The sequence below is a fragment of the Leptospira weilii genome (assembly GCF_006874765.1).
GTDB classification, from domain to species: Bacteria; Spirochaetota; Leptospiria; order Leptospirales; family Leptospiraceae; genus Leptospira; species Leptospira weilii.
The window spans coordinates 980001-997086 of record NZ_CP040840.1; the positions used below are offsets into that span (position 1 = coordinate 980001).

Genomic DNA, 17086 nt, shown 5'->3' on the forward strand with positions numbered 1-17086 from the left:
TCCGATTCCAGGGTGAACGTGAAGATAACCTGTGCCGGATGCGAGAAGCATTCCTTGGCTTAGGTTTTTTTGCCTTCCTAAAAAAGCAAGATAGGAATTGTATTCTTTCTCCGCATCTTTGCGATCTTCTTCCCGAATATGAGTCAGTTTTCCTGCAAATTCGGGCTCGGGTGCGATGTTTTTTGCAAAGTAGGGACTCCATTCTTTCATGGCGATTAAGTCGGCTTCCCATTCGGTAGTTCCCGCTATCTTCTGATAGTAATATACGGAGAACATCGGGCCCCAGATTAGATTTCGAAACACACCCGAAGAGATTCTTTTCGTGATTTCTTCGGGAATCGGATGATATAAGATCGGAATCCCCGCGTTGATTCCTTCTAAAATACTGAACTCGTCTCCAAAGGCGGATAACGCTAGTTTTATTTTTTCTGCGTCTGCAGTTTTTTTTAACTGATATAAGAACGGACCGTCGAAGACAAACGATTCTCCTTCTTGATAGCGATAGAATAAATGAACGGGAGAAGTTGGTTTCTTTTTCATATTCGATACCGCTTCCTGAGAAGAACGAATTACGTTATAGCCCGGGAGGTTTCCTAATTTCTTTGTTTCGGAACTTTCGGCGATCCAAGGAGTATCCGATTTTTTTACCCAGGGGGAATTGTTTTTTAAACGTTGTGCGTCTTTCAAAAGCGTTTCGACCCAAGCCGGATCCCCCACCGAAAGAATTCCGGTAAAACCGTGGGCAAAGAAGGATTGTAGTGAAAGAAAAATTCCGGCTCTGTCTTTTTGTCCTCCGAGCGAGTCTGTCGAAAGAGTGACATTCGCATCACAAAAACCGGGAAGCGCATAAGAAACTTTTCCCGAGAAAGAATTTATTTTTCTGATCGAGACGATTTTGCCTTTTTCAATTCGAATCTCAGAAGGCTCGGAATATTCTTTTTTTCCGGGAAGAAGATATCTTACGGGGTTTAAGATTATGGATTCGGAATTCACTGATGAAGTGATAAACAGCAACATGAGAGAAAAAAAAGAAGATTTTAAAAGAGCGCCGATTTGTTGGAATCTTGAAAAATGCCTCTTTTTTCCCTTTCCTAAAATGACTCTCTTGACAAACAAAACAGATTCCGAAATGTTCATGGATGATGGAGCAGGAAGTCCGAGATATATCCGACAATATCCGGTTAACAATCGAGAACGGAAGAATTCTGTCTCTGAAAACCCACAGGATGACTCGTTCTGTCGAAGAGCATATCCAAAAGGCAGTCGGACTGATTCTGGATAGAGTAACTCATCCTACTTTAATTCCTACGGTTTATACTATAATAAAAGAGTTGGTGATCAATGCCTGCAAAGCAAACCAAAAAAGGATTTTTTTCAAAGAAAAAGGTTTGGATCTAAACGATGTTTCCGACTACGAAAAAGGAGTCAGGGAGTATAAGAGTATTTTCAGCGAAGAGATGTCCGAATCTTACGGGCAAAAGGCGAAGAAAGAGGGATATTATTGTCTGATTAGTTTTTATTACTCTTCGGACGGAATTCGTATCGAAGTAGTCAATAATGCTCCCATTACAGAACAGGAAGAAAAATCTCTCCGCGAGAAATTAGAAAAAGGGATGCGTTATAACGACATCGCGCAGTTTTATTTGGACAACGAGGATAACACCGAAGGCGCCGGCCTCGGACTGGCTCTCATTTTAATTATGCTCAAAGGCGAAGGAATCGATCCTTCCTACTTTAGAATCATCATTCGAGAAGACATTACGATTGCAAGATTGGAAATCCCTCTCACCCCTAATTTTCAGAGTGTCCGAAAAACTCGATCATAAAAATTAAATGCGGCTTCCTCTCTCCGTTTGTATTATCACACTCAACGAGCAAGACAATATAGAGCGTTGTCTTAAACCTCTAAATTTCGTTTCTGAAATCATCGTAGTCGATTCCGGTTCTAAGGATAAAACCGTAGAGATTGCCAAAAAACATAAGGCCAAAGTTTACAAAAGAAAATTCGACGACTACGTCAGTCAGAAAAACTTCGCTCTTTCTCTCGTTAAAAACGAATGGGTTTTAACTCTAGACGCGGACGAAGAAGTCTCTTTGGAATTAAAAGAGGAAATTCTGGCTTTGTTTCAAAACGGACTTCCCGCTGCGGACGGATATTCCACTCCGAGGCTTACTTGGTATTTGGGGAAATGGATCCGTCATGGAGGTTGGTATCCCAACCGAAGGATTCGACTCTTTCACAAATCCAAAGGAAAATTCGGAGGTGGACTCGTTCACGAGACGATTCAACTTCAAGGTATATGCAAAAAATTGAATTCTCCCGTATATCATTATTCCTATAAAAGCATCGGAGATCATGTTCGTTACATCAATGCGTATTCCGAATTAGGCGCTCGGGAAAAATACGGGGCCGGGAAATCGAGCGGTCTTTTTTACGCGTTTTCGGAGGGATTTTACAAGGCGTTTTGGATGTATTTTATTCGATTCGGATTTTTGGACGGGAAACAAGGTTTTGTTCTGGCGATTTTGGGATTTTATTATAATTTTCTAAAGTATATTAAATTGTACGAATTGAATTTGAAGGATAAGAAGAAAGTTTAAAACGTCCGTATCTCGGAAGCGATGTTTCCTGGTCTATGGATTCGTTTTGATAAGGTTTTTTTGCGAATCATTCTTCTCGACCGAGTAAAGTTTACCCAAGGATATGATAAGTTTAACGTGAGCAGGGTCGTAAGAAATCCATGATTCATCTTTTTTGTAGGAAGTTGAAATTTGAACGCTGTAAATCTATTCTTAAAATGTGGGAATTACAACAAATCGCGATTTTAGGAACAAATTTTAAAAATAAGGACCCATACTTTTAGAAAATTCTTTCGCATTTTGTTATACCGAACTCACGTTTTTTTAATCTCCGTCCGAATTGGAAGGCAGGGCGTTCGCTCCTAAGATTCCTATGATTTCCGTCGCAAAGATTATGCGAAGTTCCCTGAATCTTAAATAAATTTCCGTATTTACGAAGTTGAGATTCCCGGCGAGGTCTGTCTTAAGTGTTGCGGATGCGTTAATTCTTTCTTGAATGAGAGACTTTAACGTGGTAATTTTCGTTTTAACACGGGCGTCTAACGCGCTGTTTTGAAACTGAACGAGATAACTTAGGGATCTCGCTTCGTTATCTCCCGCATTACCGTAATAAACGAGTTCTAATCCTTCCAAAGACGACAATAGGTCTTGATAGGCGGTATCGCTGTAAATTGATTCCAGCTTTGCGGGATATTGAGTCGTTCCTGCAACCGTGAGACCCGCCGGGATTCCGACTCGAATGTCTTGATTCGTATATTCCAACTGAACTAATCCGTTGATGAACGAGTCAGTCGCGTCCTTGATCCCACCGAAGGAACCTTTGCCCGAAGCCAATTCTTCCGCAAAATTCCCGGAAGAAGAATTCCAAGAACCAAGAAGTCGTTGTGCGTCCAATTGAATCACATTCGCGAGAGAGACGATGTAGGCTCTTCTTCCCGCATTCGCGTTTGCCGCGTTAATTGCGGCGGTCGTATGCGCCCCGTTACCGTCGTCGAAAATGAAATATTCCAATGCGGCAAATCCCTTTCGAGTAAGAGGATACGAATCGACCGTACCGGTGTTTGGATTGGTTGCGGCGGCTAGATTCAAATCGTTTGCCGTCGGACGGTTGTTTTCTCCTAAAATATAACCGTCCAATTTGTGAAAGAAGTTCGAAGGAAGATAGGACCGGTTGATATAAAACGTTTCGGATTGTTTGAAAATTCTTCTCGCGGCTAACCATTTCGTTTGAAGATCCGTAAGAGTGGCCGCGTTTTGATTCGCTTGGTACAAAGCGGCGCTCGTTTTTAACTCGTCGGTTGCGGTTAGAAGACGAGAGAGTTGAGGAACGGCGACTCGGTTGGCCGTATAATTCAGAAATTCTCCTGTACTTGCGTTTGCGAATAACGCGACTAGGAAGGTTTCCGTTCCAGTAATTTTTCCGAAGTCTCCGCAGCGAATTTTCGAGAATACGATCATCGTGCTCAGAGTGAGAATTTTAATTCCTTGGGCGAGAGATTTTCTCGTCCAAGGAGTATTCATAGATTCTAAAATTCTCATAGAGATTCCAGGAATAGAATCAACTTATCCCGATCTTCTTTCGGAAGATTGACAAATTTATTTCTGGATGTCAAAGCTTCTCCCCCGTGCCATAGAATCGCTTCTTTATGGCCTCTTGCGCGTCCGTCGTGAAGGAGATGGTTATGACCGTTCACTTTTTGGATGAGTCCCGTTCCCCAAAGAGGAGGGGTTCTCCATTCCGTTCCGGAGGCTTCGAAGTCTTCCCGGTTGTCTGCGAGATCGGGTCCCATGTCGTGGAGAAGAAGATCGGTATACGGTTTTATGTGTTGAAAAGAAATTTCCGGAAATCCCTCCGAGTGACCTGTGAAAATATAAGGCTTATGACAGGCGTTGCATCCGATTTCCGAAAAGATCTCTTTCCCTCGAATCACATCGGGGCGGGTCCAGTTTCTTCTTCCGGGAACACCCACAAGTTTGGTATAAAAAGTCACTAACTCCGCGGTTTTAGTCGAAATTTCGGTTCCTTCGGGAGTTCCGTTAACTCCGGGAGGGGAAGCGAAACAATCCGCCTGTATGCCTACGCAGTTTTGATTTGGAAAAAGAGGGCTCGTGATTCCTATATCTCCTAAAAATGCTCCCTGATTTTGTTGCGATAAACTTGGTTCGTTCGCTTTCCATCCGAATCTTCCCAATACTTTCTTTTGCAGTTTGGCGTCCCAAACGAAATTCGGTTTTCCGGAGATTCCGTCCCCATCCGAGTCGTTTTCGTCCGCAAAGGAAAGGATGGTCGATTCCGGAATCGCTTCTAAAAGTCCGAGTCCTGGGATCATAGGAGAGGTCCTAGGAGATTGGTGTACTACCGGAGGTTGCCCAAAACCCCAATTTGAGATGATGAACGTAGGTCTTCTGAGAGAATACGCCTCTCCGTCGGGAAAATGTCCCGGTTCTTCCGCAAAGTTTACGGTTGTGGTCGCTTCCGCTGGGACTCCCGCAATTCCACGATTATTAATCTGAAGTCCGTAGTTATCGAGTCCTACCGGTCCGCCTGTGATCGGATCTTTTCCGTTTTGGCTGACTCGAATCAACATAGTGGAAAAAACGTTGCTTCCGCTGGGAGGAGGAGTTCCTCTTCCGTCTTTTACGTGACAACCGTTACAGGAGGTGCTGTTAAAAACCGGTCCCAATCCGTCGGAAGCGGAATTTCCACCTTGAACCCAAACTCGGTTGAAGAACGAGTTTCCGCCTTGAAAGTCTATGTTTCCGTCTTCTCGGAGATTTGCCGCAGGGAGGTCGAAGGCGTTTACGGTGGTATCGAAAACCGTCGTTAAGCCGCCGGAATATTGTTCACCGGGATCCATATTTGCAAGGATAAGTAGAATCAATGCCAATTCTTGATCGTTGTTTTTTTTATGGTCGAAAATTTTAAGGTTACACTGAGTGAGTAAACAGAATAGGATTCCGCTAAGGAATCCTATTCGAATTTTTGAATTGATTGAAATCATAAAGGGGAACTCTTTTTTCGTCATGATCTTTTGATTTTCATAATGATTGATCTTTCCTATTTAACTTAAATAGAAAAATCGGTGATCGAGACGCCAACTCCTTTTGCGGCATCGGTGATCGTTTTTTTCATGGTATCTCCGATTAGTTTCTGCGTATCAAAAAGGATTTTATATTCGGAATCCGTATTTCTGATAATTTGGTCGTATCTTCCCGTTAAAGATTTGGGTGGGCAAGTCGTTGTGTAATTCGGATCTGCTGTTTGTTCCGGAAGATTGATGCAAAATACGTCTCTGGATGCAATTGCCTGGGCGGCGATCGGCGGAGCGCTGAGAGTTCCGAAAAGACTTCTTAGTCCCGGCCCTGTGGAAGCCACGGTTCCTTTTTTCAGTTCGTAAGATCCGGACCAAATGTTCAATACTCCTTGAGCATTGTAGTAAAAGTCAGCCTTGGTAGTATCGCTGAAACAGGAATGCTCTTCTTCCTGTTGTCCATCAAAGGTTCCGGTGAGTCTTTCTCCGCCCCATTCTCCTGCGATGAATTTTCCAAGACCCTGAAAGATGGCAGTGATTGCGGCGTTAGGATTGGATTTCAGTGCGTCCGAATATCTGGAACCGTCTGCAAATTGGTCTCGGATCAGTCCTAATTGAAGAACGAGTCCGTCGGTGACGGCTTTCATATAAGCTCTTCTTCTGGCTCCGTTTGCATCTGCGTTTGCAAGTTCATTTGCGGTACGTTGTCCTGCAATTTCATTGATTCCTCCGTTAGACAGGTCTTGTCCCCAGAGAATATATTCGATTGCGTGCCATCCTACCGTGATTGCCGTTTCGTCGTCACCATCGACGGCTCCGTTATTTGCTGCCGCATCTCCGTTTGCATCTAGGATAGCGGCGTAGGTTGTTTGCGCGCCCGCTGCCGCAACGTAGTTATCAATCGCACTTTCGTCTAACGGCCACGAGTTGATCAGTCCCTCACATTCTTCTTCTCCGGATCCGTCCGCGTTACTTCCACAACCTAAGACGTCTACGTTATCGATCGGTCCGGAAGAAAAACGGAACGCTTCGGTTACTAGATAAGAAGCTCTTGCGATGATGTATAGATTTTTAAGATTTGCATGATCCGCTGCGCTCGGGTTTGTGTTTGCGGCGAATGCAGTTACCGCGGTTTGCAGTTTGACTGCGTCTTTGTAGCTTTGATCGTACGATTCGTAGCCGAGTTGCAGATAACGATCTACCACTTGAGCTTTAGTCGCAGTTGGTTGAAATCCTAATCCAAGTAGAGCGAGCAGGGAATCGTTCGGTTTTTCTCCAGGCTTACAGTTGAACAGTAAGAGCTGCACTACGATTGAAAGAAAAAAGGGGAAAGTAAATTTTTTGAGATTCATTCAAGCTTCCTGAAAGTTTTTAAAAAGATCCCGGCAGAGGGCCGTTGCCCGCAACCGGGGAATTTTCGATGAACTGGTTGTTATGATATTGATACCAATTCTCAATATCAAAATTATAGTCAAACGAAAATTTTGTTTTAGGGTGAATTTGTGGGAACTCCCACGAAAAATTTCTAGTTTGAGGAGAGTTTATGCACTTTTCGCACAGAAGTCCGGATTCTAGAAAGAAATTCTTTCTAGAATCTAGGAACTCATACGACCTTGAGGGACTGAAATTACTAAAAAAACATCGATCAGAGTTCAAAAGTGACACCGACATTGATTTGGCGAAACGGACCGACTTGAATTCCTTCGGGAAGGCGACCGGAAATGTAACGAACATCGGCTAAATTCTTTCCGGTGACAAAGAGATTCCAACGTTGAATCGGGTCCTTATAACCCAGAGAAAAGTTAATGAGCCCGTATGCGGGAATCACGCCGGTTTCGCCGGAACTATTCGAAGTTATATTAAGATATTGTAATACTTTTTTGCCGAGAGGGTCCGTGATCAGGTCGGCCCAGTATACGGTTCTAGTATTTGAGTCGTCGTGATATTGGGCGGAGAAATATTGATATTCTACTCTTGAGTAAAAGCCCTTTTGATGGATAAAACCGAGAGCGAGGGTCACGGTGTCTCTGGAAACGTAAGGCACGTAGTTACCGTTTTTATCCTTCTGAGCGACGATAAAATCGAGTAGAGATTGATTTGGTGTGATTTTTGAGGCGTCGATGGAATACTGATTCATTCTCGCGTCCGCTCTTGTATAAATCAAATCAATCGGAAGTTTGAAGGATGCTTCAAACAATTTGGCCGGATCGAACGTGACGTTGGTTTCCAGACCTCGACTGTAAGTTCTTCCTCCGTTTTTTGCAGAGGAGGCGGAGTCGTTTCCGGAAGTGGAAGAAGTGATTATGATTTGGTTGATATAGTTCAGATCGAAGTAACTTACCTGGGCATTTAAGTAATTTGTAATATCTCCTCGAAAGCCGGTTTCGTAGTTATAGGAATATTCTGGATCGATTCGATTGACGACGCCGGAATTGTTCAATGCGTCCTGATATCTAGGAGGTGAAAAGCCTTTGTGCGCGCCTGCAAACCAAGTCACATCTTTATTGAGGTCGTAAGTAAGCCCGAGGCCTGGAATTACAACGTGATACGTGTGTTTGCTTCCTTTGTCCACTTCTTGGGAGGGGGAGTTCGGAAGAGGTTGGTTAGTGGCCGGATCCAGAGACTGTTGACGAAGAATCGTCCTGTTTTGTGAAAACGATTCGTAACGAATCCCTGGAATCACCGAAAATCGATCGTAGAACTTGAGACTGTTTTGAGCAAAACCTGCGATGGATTTTGTGTGATTGACTTCGTGATCTCTTATATTTCCCGATTTGGAGAGGGAATATTCCGAAGAAGCGGCTCCGGTTGGGGGTTTGTCAAAGCCGTTGCCGAAGATCGCATAATCGGGAGTGGGCGGCCCGTCTAAGTATTTGATATCCGCAGTTTCATAGTGGTAACGCAGACCCGCGTCGAGCTGGTTCTTGATTCCAAAAAACTGATAGTCTTGTTGATAGCGGGATTCCGCTCCTACAAAACGATAAGAACGGTTTCTGTGGCCCACGCTGTCTAACATGTAAACCGTATCGCCTGGGCGATTCACAAACGGTTCCGTATCGTAGGTTTTGATTACGTTACCCGGAATGGCGCCGAAGTTGGGGCCCGTGTTTCTAAGGTAATTCTGTCTTGCCCAGTTCCTTTCCGTATATGCAGCATAAACTTTTGTCACAAGTTTGGAATGATCGGTGAGTTTCCATTCGTGGCCGATATCGCCGGAATATCTCTGAAGTTTTCGGTTATCCTGTTCCGCAAAGTTGGAAGAAGAATGATTCCAGAACTGGGCGGTTGTCAAGCCGAGATAAGTCATGTTTGCATCTTGGGCGGTTGCTAAAAATTTAGAAGTAAGAATATGTTTTTCATTCAGATCGGTTATGGACTTAAAGGAGAATTCATGCAATCGAAAGTCTTGGTGATCTCGAAATCCGTTTCCTTGTTTTCTGAGAAACGAAATATCGATACCGGTATTTCCGAACGTTCCTCCGTAAGAAACTTGAGAGGAAAAGAATCCGTAGGACCCGCCTTGTGCGGACACGGAAAGAATCGGTTCTTTTGAAGGACGTTTTGTGATGAAGTTAACCACTCCGCCGATTGTAGAAGGCCCAAAAAGAATCGCCCCCGAACCTTTGATGACTTCGATTCTTTCCATACGATCGATATTCGGAGTATAGTATTGTTCCGGCGCGGAGTAAGGATTGAGAGAGGTAAAAATTCCGTCTTCTAAAATGAGAACTTTTCTTCCGAGATCGTTGTTCACGCCTCGAAAACCCAGATTTAAAATCAAACCGGTATCTTGGTAACGAATGGAAGCTCCGGGAACTCTTCTCAGAACCTCCATCGAATCCACCGGTTTGGTCTGTTCCAAAAATTCCTTCTCAATGACGATCGCTGAACCGGGAATTCTTTTGAGGTCGACCTTTCGTTTTCCTATCACCGAAATGGCTGCGCGTTCCGATTCTTCTCCGTTAGAAGAAGGACGTTGTGTAGGATTTTCTTCTGATTGTGCGAAAATTCCCCAAGAAAGTAGGAAAAAGAGAAAAATACAAAGAGACGGAATTGATTTTTGTTCCATTGGGCTTTAAATTTTGAAAATGATTCTCAATATTTGTCGACGGCTTTTAGAGTCAAGGGAGAATGGAGTGAAAAGATTCGGGTTCGAAGGAAAAATTTAGGAATAAGACTTAACAGATAACACAATTTGTGGGAACTCCTCGAAACTCTTTCTTGAAGACAAATGTGGCAATTGCCTCGTAAAACTGAAACATCTTGGAAGTTCCTTCCTTAAAATTTCCATGGAACCTCATTCTCAACGTGATAAAACGAGTCACTTACAAATTTATTTGCTACCGACGAGAAAGCGCTAACGTATCTCCTTGAGCATGAAGAATCCAAGATTCTCCTTTTCTGCTTCTATTCTCAAAAAACATCTCCAATTCGAAAATAGTTTAAGAATCTGTAAAATATAGATCCAGTTCGCGAAATTCAGACTTAGACGCTCGTAAATTCATTTATATGGCGTATCTATTTTATAGTTTATTATAAATTAGAGCCTTTTGTTTCTATTGTTCGTGCGTTTTTGTTAAGTTTTAGTCAAATTAATTCTAAATGAATGTTGTCGTTTCTGAATTTTGAACACCCTAAAGCTAAAATGTATAGTGTAACTGAGATTAAACGGTCCTAAATAAATATTAAGGCGCAGAGGTTATGAAGTATTTTGATTGGTTTGTATATAAAAAAATAGGAATTATTTCTATTTGGGTTTTTTCTAGTTTTATTTTTCTGAGCTGTCGAGATGGAAAGCAGATTGAATTTCCATACTGGCTTGGAATTTTAAATCCGGTTTCGATTGATAGCAAAGCGATTTCGGAGAGACAATATTCTCCCAATGGATCTCTTACATTTGCGCGATTCAATTCGGATCTGGTTCCGTATTCCAGGCAACAAGCGCCGGAAGTATTGAAAGCTTATCTTCAGATATCTCCGGAATCGCAACCGCTTCTTTTGCGTTCCAATCGTTACGCGGATCGCATTTACGATCGATTTCAACAATATTATAAAAATATTAAGGTCGAAAATGGAATCTATACGATCGAATCGAAAGATAACACAATCGAATCTATGAGCGGAAATTTTTCCGAGGTTCCGTCGGACTTGATTACAACACCTTCTTTGTCGGAAACGGACGCTTTGTCCAAAGCCTTGAAACATTTCGGTGCTAAAAAGTATATTTGGGAATCACCGGAAAGAGAGGAGATGTTGAAAACAATCAAGAAGGATTCCAAAGCTACTTATTTTCCGAAAGGAGAACTCTTGATATCCAAGCTCTCCGGTTTGCAAAAAAATGAGTTCCGATTGGTGTATCGATTTGGAATTGCCGCGATCGAACCGTCTGCTTCGAAATACATTCATGTAGATGCAAACTCCGGTGAAATTCTTGCGAGTAAGGATGCTCGGCGGTACGAAGCGGGAGAACCGGGCCCGACTCCGCAACCCCCGCCGGATCCGAATTACGGAATTTGTTTTCCTGACAAAACCCCCTGTATTAAAACGGGTTCGGCTGCGACTCGATTTAGCGGAGTACAGTCGATCATAACTTGGACGGCGGGCAAAGACAATTATTACGAACTGAAAGATTATTCGAGAGGAAAAGGAATTTTTACGTATTCTTGGGGATTCGTAGATTTGGGTCATGGAAATGAATCTCATAAGTTTCCATTCAGTGATTCTAATAATATTTGGACTAGTTCGGAGTATCATGACGATTTCAACCATGACGCTTTATTCGATGCGCACTGGGGAATCGAAAAAACGTATGATTATTTTAAAGTCGTTCACAACCGGTTGAGTTATGACGGGAATGATGGAAGCATAGCGAATAACGTTCATTATGCTCGTTCATGGATAACTAACAATGCATATTGGGATGATGCCACCGAAGAGCTTTTTTATCTGTACTGTCCTCATAACAATAGTGCTTGTCAGGATTCCGGCGGTGACTTCATGGATCCGAGATTTGAGGACACGACTTCTCTTGATTTTGTTTCTCATGAATATGGCCACGGTGTAGTCGCTTATACTTCCGGTTGGGGGTATGAGAAAGAGTCGGGAGCCTTGAACGAAGGATTCAGCGATATCTGGAATATCGCGGTGAATCATTTTGTTAATAAGACATTGGGAATGCACAAAAATATATGGTTGTTCGGAGATGAAACGGCACCGGGAGGGGGAATACGTTCCGCTCAGAATCCAAGGTCCACCGGGCTCATCAGCATAGGTCCTACTACTTACAAAGGACTTTTTTGGGATTTTGAGACGGAAAAAGTTCATATAAATAGTACCGTTTTGAGTCATTGGTTTTATATCCTTTCCAATGGAAAACAAGGGACCAACGATCACAAGTGCGAGTACGACGCCTCTGGTATCAGCATTGAAAAGGCCGAGAAAATTGCCTATGGAACGTTACTCTCTCTTTGGCCTACATCAGAGTATAGCGATGTAAGATCCGCAAGTATCGCCGTTTCAAAATATTTATATGGAAAGTTTTCGCAAGAAGTGAAAAGTACGATCGACGCTTGGGACGCGGTCGGCGTTCCTGCAAATACCACTTCTCAGGGCGGATTAGGTATGAAACCGAAACATTTCATAACTTCCGTAAAACTTTCGAATCTGGAAAGAAACTCGGGAAATGATTGCGGATATAGGGATAGTACTTACCTCCGTTCAACGGTTTTGAAAGGAGTGACTTATAATATCCAGTTATCGAGTCAGAATTCTTCGACCGACATGTTTCCAACAAGAACTCATAAATGGAAAGTATGGATCGACTTCAATCGAGATGGTATTTTTGACGATGGCGCTAATTCCACGGAATTGGTGGTGCAAGATTCCGTATCTGTTTCGACAGAGGGAAACATTCAAAAATCATTTATAGTTCCGGCAAATGCCTTAACCGGGGATACAAGAATGAGAGTTTCAATGAAAGCAAGTACAAGTTCGGAAGGTTATCCTCGTTCGGACGAAAAATTTATCGAAGGCGAAGTGGAAGATTATACGATTACAATTCGTTCCCTAACTTTTTAGTTCGGATCCTGAATTTAAGAGATCGATCTATGACAAGGCATCATAGGTCGGTCCGATTTTCAAAATGTTTCTTTGTAAAGGATGTGTGAACTTCCTATGTTTTATTACGAACTTATGCAATAATGGTAACTGATTTTTCTTAAGAAGTTTTGGTCAGTTCTGATATGGCGCCCCAACCGGAGCCGTAAATTCTTTTTCGCATTTTTTTATCATCCGATATGAACTCGCTAGAGAAAAGCATTCGCGACGATTGATCAGACTGATATTCGCGGCGCAGGATAAGGGAGCTGTTCTTACTGATCCCTATAAAATAGAATACCGTTAATTTGAGTATAAATCCCACGTTTAGATGCGGAATTTTGGACACTCTATTATGTAGGGATGAGTAGTCTTAAAATAACTCAAGCACAACACTGTCTACCCATTCGGGGGAAGTTCAAACTAAGGCTTCAAACAAGCATTAATCGTCCAAAGGAATCAGTTTTTGAGAATAGATTTCCGATGACGCTAATTGGAAAAAATCGTAAAATTGAGAATAGCGACCCAATACGCTCTTTTCGTTAAACAAACCGAAAAAGAGAAAAATATGAGCGTATAACGTAAATCTTCTATCGTATTTGAATGCCACGGGTTGTTGTAATGTTTCCGACTCGACTGTGAATTCTGCTTTTTGTATGACAGAATTCCATGTGGGAACTAATCCCAAGGTGAAGGTCCTCAATAAAGTCGTTGCGAGCACAGTTTTAGTATCATTATAATTTTCTAATTTGACTCGAATGACATTTTTGTATTTTTTTCGGAGAAAATCCAAATCGTCGACCCCTTTGAAGGCGATCACTATGTTTTGAAAACAACGGCATTGTGCGAAAGCGCTTGCAAAATTTCTTTTTGCATATCCGGCAATCAAGGGGTTCTGAAATTTCCGAAGAGAATCTTTCCCTATTTTAGAAGCATTTTCTTGGTCTGCGAGTTTTGGATCTATGTCGCTCCAAAATTCTTCTAGAATCACCAAAGTTTCTTTCGATCTAGGAAGATGATTGCCGAGTTCAATTTTGGGAGGAAGTTCTTTTTCGGTTACTGTTAGGCAACCTTGTAAAACAAAGAATATGAGGATAAAAAGAATTCGATTTTTCAAAATGATTGTCTATTAAGATGAAATTTTTTTCATTGCTTAAGGAGAGACTCGAAATGTCAATTTTTTTAAATCGGATTGTGTTCGTCGCGTTTTTTGTATTAGTTTCGAATTGTACGAAGGAAGTGGTGCGTGTATATAATCCTATAACGGATAAAGATAAAAAATCATACGGGGTTATGGCTTTCGGACTTTATGCGTACAATCAAAACCATAAAGATTTATTGAATTTATTCAGCAAAGATTCAGGGACGGTATTTGCCGAGCTTGGAATGTACGGGGTTAAATTTTCCGAGGTCGTTTCAAAAGACGCCAAAAAAAATTCTCTGAATGTAAGCCCGTATCCGATTGAAGAACCGGTGATGGCGGAAAAAGTAGAATCGACCCAGTATCTTGAAGGAAAAACCGGATATCTTTCACCGTTTTATCTTTTACTCTCGCTTGATCCCGCAAAGGAATATGCAATCACCGGAATAACTTATACTTATCAAGTAAGTTGTGGTCAGAAGTGCAGACGAACCGTGGTTCGGGATTTTTCGATAGAACCGTTCAAATCTTTTAAGGCATTTCCTATCAAAACAAAAGCGGGGGATATCACATTTGGCGGGATTTTGATGGCAAGGGTGACTCCGTCTTCCAAAGACGATCCTTACGGAATTGCGGATGATGCTCCGAATCTCAGCGAACTTTTTGCCGGAAATAAAGTATTGGTAAATCTGGAATCTGGAGAAGAGTATATCAAAGGAATGGAATCTAATTATTTAAAGAAATTATTTTACGGTGGAGAAGTAAGTCAGAAGAACGCGGAAAAATTGTTCTATGAGAATCTAATCAAAGCGTATCCGGAAGGTTATTGGAAAACACTTGCCGAAAAAAAGAGGGCTGCTTTGGGCAATTAATTTTGAAATCGATTCCCCGAGAGCCGGGTAAGAAAATGGGCCCGAAAAAAATTTAGAAATTTCTTTACTTGTATGAATTATGAAACAAGGTATTGTATAGAAGAAATCATATAGGTCTATTCCTATTATTCATCTCCATAGAATAGAGTATCCAAAATTTTGCGCCTAAACGCGGGATTTGTGCTCAAATTAACGGTATCTTATTTTATGGGGATCAGTAAAAACCTTTGAAAGTGGGATCGCCAACAAATGCTAATAAAGGGTTGCGATTTGTTTCTAACGGAGTTGGGGATACGATTATTGTTTTTTATAAAAAAATAATTTCGTGAAATAGATTGGATTTCACTTTAAGATAAAAGTAATGTCTCTTCTCGAATCTGAAAAAATACCCTTAGGAAGTTTGCTCCCTGAATTTCGTTTGGAAGATCCGGAGGGAAAAATATATTCTTCCGATCAACTGTTCGGTTCGACGGGATTGTTGTTGGCCGTGACTTGTAATCATTGTCCTTATGCTCAAGCGATTTGGCCGAGGTTGATTCGTTTTGCCGGAGAAATCCGATCTCTTGGAGTCAGGACGGTCGCAATCAATCCGAATATTCATCCGGATTATCCTGACGATTCTCCCCAAATGATGCTTTCGAAAATAAAGGAATGGGGGATTCCCTTTCCTTATTTAGTTGATAAGACCCAAGAGGTCGCAAAAAAATTAAGTTCGATGTGCACGCCGGATATTTATCTTTATGATGAGGAAAAAAAGCTTTATTATCATGGAAGAATGGATGATAACTGGAAGAACGAAAAGCAGGTCTCTAGAAAGGAACTGGAATACGCGGTTCATCAACTTGTAAAAGGAAATCCCGCACCGATCAATCAAATGCCTTCGATAGGTTGTTCCATCAAATGGAAGGAATGAACTCTTGCCCGCAATAACGCCCGACCATACTCCAATTTCCGCAGAATCTTTTCAAGATGCGGATTTCGTCAATAGGCATTATCGTGAGATCGAAACGAGAGCTCTGGATCATTTTAGAGATGAGTTTAGAAAAAACGAAAGTTCTTTAAATAAGGTATCTACCGTTGCTCTGACTACTTTCCTGAGAAAGAGCGGCGATCTGTATCAGGACTGGAGAATATTAAAAAAGAATCTTACAGACAAATACGAGGAACTTCAAAGAAGTCGGAATTTGGAATACGAGCTGGCATACCGTAGTCTAGTTACAAATAAAAGTCGCAAGAAGTCGACCACTTTAATTCAGGACATCTTTCAGTCGGCGGTCGATGGCGTTTTGAATACTGTATATACTTGGTTTGATTTGGACAAAAAATCGGAATTTCAGCCTTCGCAGAAACCGATAGAAACTCGCGATTCATCCGCAAAGGACGACGAGCTCAAAAGATTCTATCGAGAGATGATTCAGAAAAAACTGAGGGAAAGAGATCGAAGTTTTTCTCTTTTTCAGGATTTGTTAAAAGGATCGGCTTTGAATTGGAACCAGACTTATAGGAAGAAATTTCATCAGAGTCTTGCATCGACTATAAAACAATTGGAGTCGTCTAAGGCGAATAAGGCGGAAATTTTAAACAGTAAAAAGATCGCTAAAAAGGCAGTTTCTGGTTTTCAAGAGGAGGATAGGATCCAAAAATATTCGATTTTCATGATAGACTATTTTTTCGATCGGCTTCTTAAAAATGAGCCGATCGTTGAAAGTAAAATGGCCATTCCTGAAAAGTTAGAAAATACGAAACTGGAAGAAAAAGTCCAAAACCAGAATAATAACAAAACTGCCGCTCCGAGTTCTGCCAAAAAAGATCCTGAGGCTCAAAAGGTGGCCGATCGGACCGTGGTCGAATCCGATCGCACAAACGGAAGATCGAATTCTTCTAACAAAAATTGTCCGATCACTGATCTTCCCGAACATTTGATCAAAGAATGTTATTCCGACTATCTGATCGTGGACTTGTCCACCAAGGAAAAACGCCTCGAATTACATCGAATCCGTTTGGGTAAGGAAAATCAAAATACAAGGGCCGAAGCTATTGAGTTTTTCAATGATTGTACAAACAAGGACCCTTTTGCGATTACTTTGGCGGAGTCGGTTCTGAAAAGGCATACTATCACTCAGGAAGAAGAGGAGCGATTGAATGCAATGATTCGTAAACAAAAGGCTTGCAAGTAGCGGTTATTGGGAAAAGTCCTTATTTGGCTATTGACTAGAAACTATCTCAATACCTTGGGATGTGGGAACTCCAATGTTTTGTCATAAACTTCCCGAATGATTGATTGTAGCTGATTTCTTTTAAGGACAGGCTTTGAATCAAATTCTAACTTTCCGATTTTATATGGAAATCGATGATAAAAGAAGGAT

General features: G+C 41.8%; 12 protein-coding genes (1 of these 12 running past the window's edge). 6 read left to right on the forward strand and 6 right to left on the reverse strand.

The features are described from left to right. On the reverse strand, nucleotides 1-1137 hold the 5' portion of the coding sequence (locus FHG67_RS04755) for a hypothetical protein (protein ID WP_078124851.1). It extends 294 nt beyond the left edge of the window; only the first 1137 of its 1431 coding nucleotides appear in the window; its start codon is at nucleotides 1135-1137; its stop codon lies beyond the left edge, outside the window. Between the two features lie 2 nt (nucleotides 1138-1139). Here FHG67_RS04755 and FHG67_RS04760 point away from each other — a divergent pair, with 2 nt between their 5' ends. Together FHG67_RS04760 and FHG67_RS04765 are read left to right on the forward strand one after the other, a co-directional pair. After that, nucleotides 1140-1826 (forward strand): hypothetical protein, encoded by a 687-nt coding sequence (locus FHG67_RS04760; protein ID WP_020984373.1) that lies wholly within the window; start codon nucleotides 1140-1142, stop codon nucleotides 1824-1826. Nucleotides 1827-1833: 7 nt separating this feature from the next. After that, a complete protein-coding gene (locus tag FHG67_RS04765; RefSeq protein ID WP_142499667.1) occupies nucleotides 1834-2601 on the forward strand; it encodes a glycosyltransferase family 2 protein in 768 nt (255 codons plus the stop codon). Between the two features lie 303 nt (nucleotides 2602-2904). On the opposite strand, the gene FHG67_RS04770 is transcribed toward FHG67_RS04765, so the two are convergent. The 4 genes from FHG67_RS04770 to FHG67_RS04790 form a co-directional block, all read right to left on the reverse strand. Then, nucleotides 2905-4119 carry an imelysin family protein gene (locus FHG67_RS04770; protein ID WP_061235987.1) on the reverse strand — a complete coding sequence of 405 codons (1215 nt, stop codon included), beginning with the start codon at nucleotides 4117-4119 and terminating at the stop codon, nucleotides 2905-2907. Beyond that, nucleotides 4116-5606, reverse strand: a complete 1491-nt coding sequence (locus FHG67_RS04775) for a di-heme oxidoreductase family protein (RefSeq protein WP_142499668.1) — start codon at nucleotides 5604-5606, stop codon at nucleotides 4116-4118. Before FHG67_RS04775 ends, FHG67_RS04770 begins: the two co-directional genes overlap by 4 nt. Nucleotides 5607-5647: 41 nt before the next feature. Beyond that, complete coding sequence (lruB, locus tag FHG67_RS04780) at nucleotides 5648-6964, reverse strand: imelysin LruB (protein ID WP_020781991.1); 1317 nt, start codon at nucleotides 6962-6964, stop codon at nucleotides 5648-5650. A gap of 293 nt (nucleotides 6965-7257) precedes the next feature. Beyond that, nucleotides 7258-9681, reverse strand: coding sequence for a TonB-dependent receptor family protein (locus FHG67_RS04790; RefSeq protein ID WP_004504264.1), 2424 nt, complete (start codon nucleotides 9679-9681; stop codon nucleotides 7258-7260). Between the two features lie 632 nt (nucleotides 9682-10313). Here FHG67_RS04790 and FHG67_RS04795 point away from each other — a divergent pair. Next, nucleotides 10314-12689, forward strand: a complete 2376-nt coding sequence (locus FHG67_RS04795; protein WP_142499669.1) for a M4 family metalopeptidase thermolysin — start codon at nucleotides 10314-10316, stop codon at nucleotides 12687-12689. Nucleotides 12690-13149: 460 nt separating this feature from the next. Here FHG67_RS04795 and FHG67_RS04800 read toward each other — a convergent pair whose 3' ends face one another. Continuing rightward, a complete protein-coding gene (locus FHG67_RS04800) occupies nucleotides 13150-13824 on the reverse strand; it encodes a hypothetical protein (protein ID WP_004499823.1) in 675 nt (224 codons plus the stop codon). 53 nt (nucleotides 13825-13877) lie between these two features. Between FHG67_RS04800 and lp30 the strand changes: the two genes are divergently transcribed. From lp30 to FHG67_RS04815, 3 genes are all read left to right on the forward strand, one after another. Continuing rightward, complete coding sequence (gene lp30, locus FHG67_RS04805) at nucleotides 13878-14720, forward strand: plasminogen-binding receptor Lp30 (protein ID WP_002620610.1); 843 nt, start codon at nucleotides 13878-13880, stop codon at nucleotides 14718-14720. Nucleotides 14721-15081: 361 nt separating this feature from the next. Further along, on the forward strand, nucleotides 15082-15633 hold the full coding sequence (locus FHG67_RS04810; RefSeq protein WP_002620594.1) for a thioredoxin family protein: 552 nt from the start codon (nucleotides 15082-15084) through the stop codon (nucleotides 15631-15633). Between the two features lie 4 nt (nucleotides 15634-15637). After that, nucleotides 15638-16897, forward strand: coding sequence for a hypothetical protein (locus FHG67_RS04815; RefSeq protein ID WP_004499840.1), 1260 nt, complete (start codon nucleotides 15638-15640; stop codon nucleotides 16895-16897). Nucleotides 16898-17086: the final 189 nt, after the last annotated feature.

Bases quoted from the DNA above. Each gene is read 5' to 3' on its own strand.
- FHG67_RS04760 (WP_020984373.1), top strand. From the start codon at position 1,140: ATGATGGAGCAGGAAGTCCGAGATATATCCGACAATATCCGGTTAACA.
- FHG67_RS04765 (WP_142499667.1), top strand. From the start codon at position 1,834: ATGCGGCTTCCTCTCTCCGTTTGTATTATCACACTCAACGAGCAAGAC.
- FHG67_RS04770 (WP_061235987.1), bottom strand. From the start codon at position 4,119: ATGAGAATTTTAGAATCTATGAATACTCCTTGGACGAGAAAATCTCTC.
- FHG67_RS04775 (WP_142499668.1), bottom strand. From the start codon at position 5,606: ATGACGAAAAAAGAGTTCCCCTTTATGATTTCAATCAATTCAAAAATT.
- lruB (WP_020781991.1), bottom strand. From the start codon at position 6,964: ATGAATCTCAAAAAATTTACTTTCCCCTTTTTTCTTTCAATCGTAGTG.
- FHG67_RS04790 (WP_004504264.1), bottom strand. From the start codon at position 9,681: ATGGAACAAAAATCAATTCCGTCTCTTTGTATTTTTCTCTTTTTCCTA.
- FHG67_RS04795 (WP_142499669.1), top strand. From the start codon at position 10,314: ATGAAGTATTTTGATTGGTTTGTATATAAAAAAATAGGAATTATTTCT.
- lp30 (WP_002620610.1), top strand. From the start codon at position 13,878: ATGTCAATTTTTTTAAATCGGATTGTGTTCGTCGCGTTTTTTGTATTA.
- FHG67_RS04810 (WP_002620594.1), top strand. From the start codon at position 15,082: ATGTCTCTTCTCGAATCTGAAAAAATACCCTTAGGAAGTTTGCTCCCT.